Raw genomic sequence first — 12,969 nt, 5'->3', positions numbered from 1 at the left:
CCTTGCGCACAAAAAAACATCGCGACGCTCACCATCTCTCACCAGGGTTGAATGTACTGTTTAATATCATAGCAGGTGGCTTTGCACTCCTGTGTGTGTTTCCATTCATCTTTGTTATTATCATCTCGCTGACAAGCGAAGCATCGCTGAATAAGAATGGTTACGCCTTCTGGCCTGAAGAATGGAGCTTCGCCGCTTATGAATACATCTTCAAAGCTGGCGACCAATTGCTTCGATCATATGGCGTTACCATCATGATTACAATTGTAGGTACACTAATCAGTTTGATCGTTATTGCTCTATATGCCTATGCAATATCTCGTAAGAACTTTACGTATCGGAATTTCTTCTCCTTTATCGCGTTCTTTACGATGTTGTTTAATGGCGGTCTTGTTCCAACCTACATGGTTGTTACACAAGTACTGCACTTAAAAGACACGGTATGGGCTTTGATATTGCCGTTGATCATGAATGCGTTCTATGTCCTCATCCTGAGAACGTTTTATAACACAACGGTGCCAGATGCTATTATCGAATCAGCTAAGATTGACGGTGCAGGTGAGCTTCGAGCTTTCTTTACCATCGTCCTTCCGATTTCGCTGCCAGGTATTGCAACAATTGGATTGTTTGCAACACTCGGCTTCTGGAATGACTGGTTTAACGCCTTGCTGTATATCGACAATCCAGCACTCGTACCGCTTCAATCGATGTTGATGCGGATCGAAAACAGTATGCAGTTCTTGCTTAGCAATGCACAACTCAGTACTTCGGGCCAATCGCTCGAACTGTTACGTACACTGCCGCAGGAAGCTACACGAATGGCACTCGTTGTGTTGGCCACCGTGCCAATTGCATGTGCATATCCGTTCTTCCAACGTTATTTCGTACAAGGTTTAACGATTGGTGCTGTAAAAGAATAATTGTTATGGTTATAGCCGGCAGGCTGTCTAATGAAGGCAGCCTCCGGAAATAATAAATCATCAACAGCATGCTCATTTTACAAAAGGGGATGAAACAAAATGGCAAAAGCAAAAAAATGGCTTATGATGACTTTTTGCCTCGTTATGGTCGCTTCACTCGTTCTTACTGGATGCGGAGGCAACAAAAATGAAGCAGGATCTGGTGCGGAAGTAGGTACACCGGAAAAACCGGTTGAACTGATTTGGTACTCAATAGGTACTCCGCAAAAAGACGTAGACAAAGTTATGGAAAAAGTCAGCGAGTACACAAAAGAAAAAATCGGTGTTACGATCAAAATGAAAATGTTCGACTGGGGTGATTACAACCAAAAGATGGGCGTAATCGCTGCTTCTGGTGAACCTTATGATATCGCTTTCACGTCATCTTGGGCATTCGACTATGTATCCAACTCTAAAAAAGGCGCTTTCTATCAAATGGATGAGCTGTTGGATAAATATGGCCAAGACATTAAAAAACTTGTGCATCCATCTTTCCTTGAAGGAGCTAAAGTGGAGGGTAAAACCTTTGCCATTCCAGTTAATAAAGAGCTTCCAGCACAAAAAGTATTCCGTTTTAATAAAAAATTTGTCGACAAGTACAATCTTGACATTAACAGCGTAAAAACATTACAAGATCTTGAGCCATTGCTTGAAAAAGTAAAAGCTGGTGAACCAGGTTTGTACCCACTCTCAGCTGATAAACAATTTAAGTTTGGCGTACCTTATGATTTGGTAAATGAAAACTTGCCACTTGGTGTTTCTTTATCTGATACTCAAGAGTTAAAGATCGTTAATGTTCTTGAACAACCAGATATGATGAAGAGTTTTGAGACAATGCACGATTATTATAAAAAGGGTTATGTAAAGAAAGATGCAGCTACAGCGCAAAATGGCGATGAGATGAAAACAGGTAAATGGCTTGTTGACATGCCTGATACACAACCATTTGCTGACAATCAATGGTCCCAAACATTGGGTTACCCAGTTGTCTCTGTACCTTACACAGAACCGTATGTTTACAACTGGTCTGTAACAGGTTCCATGCATGCGATTTCTGCTAATTCCAAATACCCTGAGCAAGCAATGAAATTCCTTAACTTGCTTAACTCTGACAAATACCTCCGCAATCTAGTTAACAACGGTATTGAAGGAGAGCATTACAAACGTATCGACGATTCAACTGTTGAATACTTGCCAGCAAAAACTGAAGGTTACGATTTGCCTGGATTTACATTAGGTAACTTCTTTATTCTAGACAAGTTGCCTACTGACCCGAAAGACAAGTGGGAGCAATTTGCAAAATTTAATGATGCTGCAAAAAATGCCCCATTACTCGGATTCTACTTTAATGCAGATAACGTAAAAACAGAGCTTGCTGCTCTGCAAAACGTTAAAGAAGAGTTCTTTGCATCCTTATATACTGGTTCTGTTGATCCTAAGGTTTACATTTCTAAAGCAGTTGAGAAATTCAAAGCTGCTGGTCTTGATAAAGTTCAAGCTGAAATGCAAACACAATTGGATGCTTGGAAAGCAACCAAGAAATAATTAGCAGGCTAGCAAAACGGCATTCATTTCACCTTTGCAGATTTGACAACAGGAATGAACAATATGCCAAAAGCGAAATGAATATCCCGTGCAATCAGGTGGAGCATTCGCTTCACCTGATTGTGTTTCATTTTCAAGAGTAGAAATGAGCATATACTCTAATAGATTAATATTGATATGGTTAGAGATAAGGAGAGAGCCGACATGGAACGTCTACCCCAAGCCGTGCTTCGCGTGATGGAAGAAGCCAATACGAAATTGTCTGATAATCCGAAATTAAAGCAATTGTTCCTTAATTGCTTCCCTAATACGCTGCAAACGACTACAAAGCTGCATGATGATGATACTTCTTACGTATTTACTGGTGATATTCCAGCAATGTGGCTGCGCGATTCCAGTGCACAAGTACGTCAATACTTGCCGCTTGCAAAAGATGATGCTGATATTCGCCGTATCATTGCAGGATTGGTACGCAAGCAAATGAAATACATCCAAATCGACCCTTATGCAAATGCGTTTAATGAAACGCCTGTTGCACTAGATGAGATTCATCACCGTGATAACACGGAGCTGAATGGTTGGGTATGGGAACGCAAATATGAGATTGATTCGCTTTGTTATCCGATCCAACTGGCTTACTTGTATTGGAAGACAACAGGTGATACGTCTCTCTTCACAGGTGAATTCAAGACGGTTGCGACGATCATTATGAATCTGTGGACGACGGAGCAGCATCACTTTGAACAGTCTCCTTACCGTTTCAGCCGGATGGACTGCCGCAAGACAGATACACTCAAAAATAACGGCATGGGTATGCCGGTTAACTACACAGGCATGACATGGTCTGCATTCCGTCCTAGTGATGATGCATGTACGTTTGGATATTTGATTCCAGCAAACATGTTTGCCGTTGTCATACTGCGCTACCTCGAAGAAATTGCAACTGAGATTTATGAGGATGGTCCATTTGCGGATAAAGCACGTCGTCTGAAGGATGAGATTGAGGAAGGCATTCAAACTTATGGTATCTTCCACCACCCGAAATACGGCAAAATATATGCATACGAGACAGATGGTTTCGGCAATTACAACCTGATGGACGATGCTAACGTGCCGAGCTTGCTCGCGATTCCTTATTTGGGCTATACAACAGCGGATGATCCGATTTATCAAAATACACGCCGCTTTATTCTGAGCGAAGACAATCCTTATTATTTCAGTGGAGAGCAGGCACAAGGAATCGGAAGCCCGCATACTCCTGATCGCCATATCTGGCATATTGCTTTGTCTATGCAAGGCTTGACGGCAGATAAGCAGGATGAGGTTGAAGGATTGATCAAGCTGCTGACAACAACTGACGCTGATACAGGCTATATGCATGAAGGCTTCCATGCGGATGATGCCAAAGTATTTACACGCGAATGGTTTGCATGGTCCAACAGCTTGTTTTCAGAATTGATTTACCGCACATACTGGTTGAACAACTAATTCGATTGATATAGGTTTCATGAGCAGAAGGGAGAGTTATAACAATGGCTAAAAAGACAGCACACATTATATCGCACACCCACTGGGACCGCGAATGGTATATGCCTTATGAGTATCATCATGCACTTCTAATTGAGTTGATGGACACTTTGCTGGAGACGCTTGATCGTGATCCGGATTTCAAAAGCTTCCATTTGGATGGACAGACGATCATATTGGAGGATTACTTCCAAGTTAGACCAGAAATGAAAGACAAAGTTGAGCATTATATTCGTGAGGGACGCATTCAAATTGGACCTTGGTACATCCTGCAAGATGAGTTCCTGACAAGCAGTGAGTCCAACATCCGCAACTTGCAAATCGGTCACCGAGACGCGAAGCAATATGGCGGCTTGATCTCCAAGGTTGGTTATTTCCCAGATTCCTTCGGCAATATGGGACAAGCGCCGCAAATCTTGAAGCAAGCTAACATTGATGTGGCTGTATTCGGTCGCGGAGTAAAGCCGACAGGCTTCAACAACCAAGTGTCTGATGATGCTTCTTACGAATCTCCATATTCTGAGATGGTATGGCAATCGCCAGATGGTTCCCGCGTGGTAGGTATTCTGTTCGCGAACTGGTATTGTAACGGGATGGAAGTGCCGGTTGACGAGCCGCAAGCGCTCGCTTATTGGGAGAAACGAATTCCGGATGCGGAGAAATTTGCTTCTACGAACCATCTGTTGTTTATGAATGGATGCGACCATCAGCCGATTCAAACAGATTTGTCCAAGGCAATTGAGGTTGCAAAGAAATTGTTCCCAGATACGGACTTTGTTCATTCCAGCTTTAACGAATACGTGGATGACGTGTTTAAGGAGCTTCCTGAGAACTTGCAGACAGTGGAAGGCGAACTGCGCAGCCAACGTACAGATGGCTGGTACACACTGGTGAACACTGCTTCTTCCCGTGTGTATTTGAAGCAGATGAACGCCGAGAACCAGACGCTGCTGGAGAAAGTGGCAGAGCCGCTAGCGACAATCGCACACCAAGTGGGCAAGCCTTACCCGCATCACCTGTTTGTGTATGCGTGGAAGACTTTGATGCAGAACCACCCGCATGACAGCATTTGTGGCTGTTCGGTTGACGAAGTTCATCGCGAGATGGTGACTCGTTTTGAAAAGTCAAAGCATATGACGGAAATGATAATTAACGAGTCTTTGGATGCGTTAATGCCTACCATTGATACAAGCGTATTTGATGGTAAGCAAGCTATTCCGTTCACGGTATTTAATACAGCGGGATATAACCGCAATGGTGTAGTCGAAGTTACGCTTGAATTGAAGCGTCGTTATTTCAGCGAAGCTCACCCTACTGTGTTGGCAAAAGAAATGAAGGTAGAGCCAGTTGAGGCAGGCGCTGTGGTTGACGCAGCTGGTAATGTGCTCGATTGTGAATGGGAAGATGCGGGTGTAATGTTTGGCTATGATTTGCCGAAAGACAAATTCCGTCAACCGTACATGGCACGTATCATTAAAGTACGTGTGCAAGCATCTGACGTACCGGCATTTGGTTACCAGACGTTGGCATGGGTTCCAGGAGCAGCGAAGCAGGCAGTGGCTAACTTGGCGACAGAAGACTTTGCGCTGGAAAACGAACGTTTGAAAGCCGAAGTGCTTGAGAACGGATCTATTCGCATGACGGACAAACAGACAGGTCATGTATATGAAGGCATTAACGTGTACGAAGATGCCGGGGATATCGGTAACGAGTATATGTTCCGTATGCCAGAGGGTTCGACTCCGCTTACGACAGCAGATGTGAAAGCTGAACGTAAAGTAGTTGAGAACTCACCGTTCCGTGCTGTCATCGAAGTTGCGCATAATTGGAGCATCCCGGTTTCAGCAGATGAGACGCTGCAGCAAGAACAAATCGATATCGTGGACTTCCCTACTCGTAAAGCGCAGCGCTCAACGGAGTTGGTACCGTTCCATATCGTGACTCGTTATACGCTGGACCGCGGTGCAAAACGTGTGGATGTACATGTAACGATGGATAACAAATCGAAGGATCATCGCGTACGCGCATTGTTCCCGACCGGCTTCCAGGCGGAGACGCATGTAGCCGATTCGATCTTCGAAGTGGCTAGCCGTAACAACATTCCTGCTAAGGAATGGCAGAACACTAGCAACGACCAGCATCAGCAAGCATTTGTCAGCGTAAGTGATGGCAAGCTTGGCTTAACAGTTGCTAACAAAGGTCTCTGCGAATACGAAGTGTCACAAGACAATAAAAATACGATTGCAGTTACACTGCTTCGTTCATCGGGCGAGCTTGGTGACTGGGGTTACTTCCCAACACCAGAAGCCCAGTGCTTAGGTATCAATACGGCTGAATATGCGATCATTCCGCACGAGGCTGATGTGGTTACATCAGGTGCATTTGCAGAGGCGTACAGCTTCCCAGTACCATTCCTGACTCGTCAGACGGATGTTCATGCTGCTCAATTCCCAGCTGAGTATGCCTTTATCGCATGGGAAGGCGAGCAAGTGGCGTTTTCCTCGCTGAAGATGGCAGAAGAAACAGGCGATATGGTAGCCCGCTGGTACAACATGGCACATGAGCCGCGTAAGCTGTCTGTGAAATTGCCTGAACGCGTTAGACGTTTCTATCGTAGTAACGTGATGGAAGTATTGGGCGAGGCACTGTATACGAACAGTTCGCAAGAAGTATCCGTTGATCTTGGATCGGCTGAAATCTTTACGGTGGGCGTTAAAAAACAATAAGAAATGGAACACTCCAGCCCATTTCAATAATAAGACTGCTCTTGGCGGCATACCTGCCAAGAGCGGTCTTTTTTTACTTTACTAAACGATGTGTGGGCTTAATGTCAGGAATGATGGGGACATAGGAGTAAAAACCGAGAAGTTGTGCAATTTATAGGTGATGCAGTTACAGGTTAAGGAGGAATTTACATGAACAAAATGCGATCTGCTGTCACAGTCATGAGCTTGCTGATTCTGGGTATGCTGCTGCTCCCTGTGTGTCCGTTACATGTACAAGCGCTGAATTATGCAGGTGCTCATCAGCTTGTGCTTGATACGAAGCAGGAACCTTTAACTTTTGTCCTAGTACATGGGGCTTGGGGCGACTCCAGCTATTGGGATAAAACAGCTGCCGAGCTGCGTAAGCTGGGACATACCGTCTATACGCCGAATTTGCCTGGCCATGGCAAAGATGCTAATAAGAACGTTACTCACGCTGATTACGTAAAGGCTGTATTGGACCCCATCAAGCGGAATAACTTGAAGAACATCGTCCTTGTTGGTCACAGTTTTGGTGGGACTGTCATCGCCAAAGCAGCGGAGCAAATACCTGATCTCCTGCGGCGAATGGTCTTTATGGATGCATTTGTTGTTCGAGATGGTTACAGTGCAGCAGATGAAGCTCCACTTCAGGTGAAAAAGCAGTGGGCAGACGCTGCTGCCGCCTCAAAGGATAACACCGTGATGCTTCCATTTCCGGTCTGGAGAGAGACGTTTATGAACAACGCTGACCTAGGGCTTGCCCAAGCTGTATATAAGACGGTGACGCCTGAGCCAGCAGGTCCTGTCTTCGAGAAGCTGAATCTTGCCAAGTTCTATCAACTGACCACGCCACGCAGCTATTTGTATCTCACGGATGACATCGCCCTGCCTCAAGGAGAGCAGTATGGGTGGCATCCACACATGTCAAGCCGTCTCGGCTTGTTCCGACTCATCACGGCGCATGGCGACCATATGACACCGTTTCATAATGACCCAGAACTTGTTGCCCGTAAATTAGTCGAAGCAGGACGGAATTAAAACAAAATGGTGTGCTTCATCGTAATTGTACTGTAGCTAAATCTACCCACAGTACATACGAGGAGCACACCACTTTATACATATAAGAGTGACATGAACTAACAGTGATTATCCGATGATGGTTAATTGCTTGGGATAGGACGTGAGTACTCGTACACCTTCTTTGGTGACGACAACGTCATCCTCGATTCGAACTCCGCCTTTTCCTTGAACATAGACCCCAGGTTCAATAGTAAATACATGTCCCGGTTCCAATAAAGCTTCATTCTGATCATGAATAGATGGGTATTCGTGGACATCGATGCCGAGCCCGTGGCCGAGACGGTGACTAAAATAAGGGCCGTAGCCTTTATCCGTAATAACCTGCCGGGCTGTCTGGTCAAGCGAGGCGTACGTGATGCCTGGGCGCACCGCGGCAATTGCCGCTTCATTGGCAGCCAGCACCGTATTATATATTTCCTTCAGCTCATCACTAATCTCCCCAACGGCAAAAGTCCGTGTAATATCAGAGGCATAGCCATTCAAGTACACGCCCAAGTCAAACAATAGCAGGTCGCCCGCTTGAATGACACGCTGCCCAGGTACACCATGCGGCAAGGCAGAATTATCTCCTGCCAGCACCATGGTAGAGAAAGAAGGGCCTTCTGCACCTTGTTTCTTCATCTCATATTCCAGATCCGCTACTACTTCCGCCTCCGTCATTCCGATACGGACTCGGCGGACGACATTGTCAAGTACCGTCTCAATGCAATCCACTGCGGCTTGCAGCCGCTCGATCTCTTCCTCTGACTTAATGACACGCAGCGACTGCAGTACTGCTCCAATGTCCGCATACTGTTCAGCTTGCACGACAGCTTGAAGTGATTCATAACGCTGTACGGTCATGTGGGCTTTCTCCAAGCCGAATGTTTTTATCGTGTCGGGCAATTGCTGCTTTAAAATGTCATAAGGGTTATCTGTATCCAAATGCGTGGCAATACGTGTGATGGATGATACAGCTGCTGCTTTGTCGGCATCAAGCGCGGGTACTATTAATACAGGCTCTTGTCCTTTTGCCAACACGATTCCGAGGAAGCGCTCATGTGGATCACAGGCGAAGCCAGTAATGTAATATACATGCTTCGGGTCTGTGACTAGAATCGCGTCCCAATGCTCGGCCTCCATCGTGGCAATCAGCGTATTTAACGTATGACTCATTTGATTCATCCTTTCTGTGTGAAATGTAACGGCTGGCTTATGTACAATAATTCGAAGATACCATGTTCACTCACAAAATGCGAATAGCTGAGCATGCTCCAGTCGGTGATGACAATAGAAAGTAGTTATTTTGGAGTTATCCGTACGTGTTGGAGACTTATGGAGGAACGCTTACTTTGATGCCGATTTAATCTTCTGCCGTCTAGTTCCCGTTTAGTTCCGGTTTAGTTCTATCTTAGCGTCACTATCCCAATAGCTCAGGTTTGGGATACTGGCAGGGATTTAGACAACAGATCATCATCCAAACACAAAGAAGAAATTAGTGCTAGGATATAAGGCAAAATGATGCTCCAAAATCTTAGACAGGGGGAGGAGAATTTCCAAATGTTTCACGTTCCCCGTGGAACATTTAGGCGTTGATCCATTTTTCATGTAAGGAGATAAGCTCGATTTATGTGAAACAGTTAACAAAATAAGCGTGAGAGGGATAACTGAGAAATAAAGAAATTGCTGATATAGTGGAGCCATGCTGGCCTTCATGAAGGCGCTTTGCGACTTCATTTATGTAAGCGATAACAGGACACTTGTCCGCGATTTTTTTATCATTCTAGTATAAAATAAATAGTCTCAAATCAATGGCGTACACCAAGCTGGCTTATTTTTTAGATTTCACTCTATCAAACGGAGGGATATGTTATATGAAGTTCAAACGGATTAATGTCATTGTGATGGATAGTGTCGGAATTGGCGAGCTCCCGGATGCTCCTGACTTTGGAGATACAGGCAGCCATACGCTTGGACATATTTGTGAGCAGGTGCCGACAATAAAGCTGCCTAATTTGACAGCGTTGGGTCTTGGTAACATTGCGCCTTTATCTGCTGTTCCTGCAGTAGAACATCCGCAAGCAAGCTATGGCAAGATGGCTGAAGTATCGGTAGGTAAAGATACGATGACTGGCCATTGGGAGCTGATGGGACTTAAGGTCGAAGTTCCATTCCAAGTGTACCCTGACGGATTCCCGGAAGAATTGATCAGCAAGTTTGAAGAGTTGACAGGACGCAAAGTTATCGGAAACAAACCGTCCTCAGGTACTGTCATTCTCGATGAGTATGGCGAGGAGCAAATGAAGACAGGGGCATGGATTGTTTATACATCTGCGGACAGCGTCTTCCAGCTTGCAGCCCATGAGGACATTATCCCCTTGGAAGAGTTGTATCGTGCATGCGAGATTGCGAGAGAAATGACTTTGCACGATCCATATGTAGTTGGACGTATTATCGCAAGACCATATGTAGGGGAGCCAGGCGCATTTAAACGTACGCCAAACCGACATGATTATGCGTTGGATCCATTTGGTGATACTGTGCTGACTCATTTAAAAGAGGCAGGACACGATGTCATTTCGATTGGTAAGATTAATGACATTTTTACAGGCCAAGGTATTACAGCTTCTCATCCGACAAAGAGCAACTTGGATGGTATTCAGACGAATATCCGTTTGTTGGAGCAGCCTTTTAACGGATTGCTGTTTACGAATCTGGTTGACTTTGATTCCTTATACGGACACCGTCGTGATCCTCAAGGATACGCAGCTTGTCTAGAGGAGTTCGATCAATATATTCCGGAACTAATGGAACGAACGGGAGAAGAGGATCTGCTGATTATTACGGCAGATCACGGCAATGACCCTATACATCCAGGTACCGATCATACTCGCGAGTATGTACCGGTGCTGATCTATAACCCGCTGCTTGCCAAGGAAGCCGCGTCTATCGGCACACGTTCGACATTTGCCGATCTAGCAGCGACTATTGCCGACAACTTTGGTGTGACAGCACCGAGCATTGGCGAAAGCTTTTTGCAGCAGTTGCGTGTACAAAAATAAGCAAGGCCAAATGAGTGAAGTTAGAAATTGGGGGAAATCGACTTTATGAGTACAATCCAAGAACAAGCTATTCACAGCATCCGTACATTAGGAATTGATGCTATAGAGAAATCCAAATCGGGCCATCCGGGTATCGTTATGGGTGCAGCGCCGATGGCATATACGTTGTGGACAAAGCATTTGCAAGTGAATCCGCAGGCGCCAGAATGGTTTAACCGCGATCGCTTTGTGTTGTCCGCAGGACATGGTTCTATGCTCTTGTATTCACTGCTTCACCTTTCAGGCTTTGATCTTTCCATTGATGATCTCAAGGCGTTCCGCCAAGACGGCTCCAAGACACCAGGCCATCCTGAATTCGGTCATACGGCTGGTGTAGATGCTACTACAGGCCCGCTTGGCCAAGGTGTAGCAATGGCAATTGGTATGGCACTTGCTGAACAGCATCTTGCAGCGAAGTACAACCGTGATCAACTGTCGATCGTGGATCACTACACCTATGTTATTTGCGGAGATGGCGACTTGATGGAAGGGGTATCAGCGGAAGCGAGCTCTTTCGCAGGGCATCAGCAATTGGGCAAGCTCATTATGCTGTATGATTCCAATGATATTTGCTTGGATGGCGATTTGTCTGAAGCGTACTCCGAACAGACACGTCAACGGTACGAAGCATACGGTTGGCAGACGATCCTCGTTGAGAACGGCAACGACATCGATGCGCTGCATGCAGCTATTGAAGAAGCTAAGCGCGACACGACACGTCCAACGTTGATCGAAGTGAAGACGGTAATCGGCTTTGGCGCTCCAAACAAGGCAGGTACGAATGCTGTGCACGGAGCTCCGCTGGGTGCTGAAGAAGCGGCGTTAACCAAGGCTGCTTATAATTGGACAGAAGAGCCTTTTGCAGTACCACAAGACGTGTACGCACATTATGCAGACCAAGTGGCAGCACGTGGACAAGCAGCAATGGCAGCTTGGACAACGATGATGGAACAGTACCAAGCGGCTTATCCTGAGCTGTACAGCGAATTGCAGATGGCAATCCAGTCCGAGCTTCCAGCGGATGCTTTTGACAGCCTTCCTGCACATGAAGCAGGTTATCAACAAGCGACTCGTAACTCGAGCCATGATGCGATTAACGCAATTGCGTCTAAAGTGAATTACTTCCTTGGTGGCTCCGCTGATTTGGCTCATTCCAATATGACCACGATTAAAGGGGAAGGATTGCTGACACCAGCAGAACCAGGCAACCGCAACGTGCAATACGGCGTGCGTGAGTTCGCGATGGGTGCGATGCTGAATGGTATGGCGGTTCACAAAGGCTTGCGTGTATTTGGAAGCACATTCTTCGTGTTCAGCGATTATTTAAAAGCGGCTATGCGCTTATCTTCATTGATGAGTGTGCCAGTGACTTACGTACTTACACATGATAGTATTGCGGTTGGCGAAGACGGCCCTACACACGAGCCGATCGAGCAGTTGGCTGGTTTGCGTGCCCTTCCGAATATGAACGTGGTTCGCCCTGCAGATGCTCGCGAGACACAAGGGGCTTGGAAGCTGGCGATGGAGTCTAAGAGTACGCCTACTTCAATCGTATTGACACGTCAGCCATTAGAAGTGATGGAGACGTCCAGCTTGGAGCTGGTAAGCCGCGGTGCCTATGTTATTGGAGCAGAATCCAAACGTCTTGACGCTATTTTGATTGCTTCGGGGTCCGAAGTGAACTTGGCGATGCAAGCAAAAGACGCGTTGATCATCGAAGGCATCGATGTACGTGTAGTCAGCATGCCTTCTCAAGAACTGTTTGATGCACAATCTGCGGAATATAAAGAGTCTGTGCTGCCTAATAACTGCAGAGCTCGTCTTGCTATTGAAATGGGTGCAACCTTTGGCTGGCACAAGTACGTTGGGCTGGATGGCGATGTGCTTGGAATCGATACGTTTGGAGCATCAGCCCCTGCGTCCGTATTGCTTCCGCAATACGGTTTTACAGCAGACAACGTAAAAGAGAAAATCGTTCGCTTATTAAAAAAATAAGCTGAATTTGCCTGATCATCAGACTTCAGGTTTATA

The 12,969-nt window shown here is 45.9% G+C and carries 8 protein-coding genes; 7 read left to right on the top strand and 1 reads right to left on the bottom strand.

Translation table 11 applies throughout. From position 1 onward, the window contains the following. Positions 1-2 precede the first annotated feature (2 nt). The 5 genes from MH117_RS11725 to MH117_RS11705 all read left to right on the top strand — a co-directional run bounded on the left by MH117_RS11725 (position 3) and on the right by MH117_RS11705 (position 7,816). Positions 3-920 (top strand): carbohydrate ABC transporter permease, encoded by a 918-nt coding sequence (locus tag MH117_RS11725; protein ID WP_239328890.1) that lies wholly within the window; start codon positions 3-5, stop codon positions 918-920. Positions 921-1,019: 99 nt separating this feature from the next. After that, a complete protein-coding gene (locus MH117_RS11720) occupies positions 1,020-2,504 on the top strand; it encodes an ABC transporter substrate-binding protein (RefSeq protein WP_239328889.1) in 1,485 nt (494 codons plus the stop codon). Between the two features lie 204 nt (positions 2,505-2,708). Continuing rightward, a complete protein-coding gene (locus MH117_RS11715; RefSeq protein WP_239328888.1) occupies positions 2,709-3,992 on the top strand; it encodes a glycoside hydrolase family 125 protein in 1,284 nt (427 codons plus the stop codon). A 44-nt stretch (positions 3,993-4,036) separates the two neighbouring features. Then, the gene (locus tag MH117_RS11710) at positions 4,037-6,757 is read left to right on the top strand and encodes an alpha-mannosidase (protein ID WP_239328887.1); all 2,721 of its coding nucleotides are present in this window, start codon (positions 4,037-4,039) and stop codon (positions 6,755-6,757) included. Positions 6,758-6,946: 189 nt separating this feature from the next. Next, the gene (locus MH117_RS11705) at positions 6,947-7,816 is read left to right on the top strand and encodes an alpha/beta fold hydrolase (protein WP_239328886.1); all 870 of its coding nucleotides are present in this window, start codon (positions 6,947-6,949) and stop codon (positions 7,814-7,816) included. A gap of 108 nt (positions 7,817-7,924) precedes the next feature. On the opposite strand, the gene MH117_RS11700 is transcribed toward MH117_RS11705, so the two are convergent. Next, a complete protein-coding gene (locus MH117_RS11700; protein WP_239328885.1) occupies positions 7,925-9,013 on the bottom strand; it encodes a M24 family metallopeptidase in 1,089 nt (362 codons plus the stop codon). Between the two features lie 698 nt (positions 9,014-9,711). Here MH117_RS11700 and deoB point away from each other — a divergent pair. Then, on the top strand, positions 9,712-10,899 hold the full coding sequence (gene deoB / locus MH117_RS11695; RefSeq protein ID WP_239328884.1) for a phosphopentomutase: 1,188 nt from the start codon (positions 9,712-9,714) through the stop codon (positions 10,897-10,899). A 45-nt stretch (positions 10,900-10,944) separates the two neighbouring features. Continuing rightward, the gene (gene tkt, locus MH117_RS11690) at positions 10,945-12,933 is read left to right on the top strand and encodes a transketolase (RefSeq protein WP_239328883.1); all 1,989 of its coding nucleotides are present in this window, start codon (positions 10,945-10,947) and stop codon (positions 12,931-12,933) included. Positions 12,934-12,969: the final 36 nt, after the last annotated feature.

Source organism: Paenibacillus sp. ACRRX (assembly GCF_022346885.1).
GTDB lineage: Bacteria > Bacillota > Bacilli > Paenibacillales > Paenibacillaceae > Paenibacillus_B.
The sequence above is the reverse complement of the archived record's forward strand: the minus strand, read 5'-3'. Positions and strand labels throughout refer to the sequence as shown.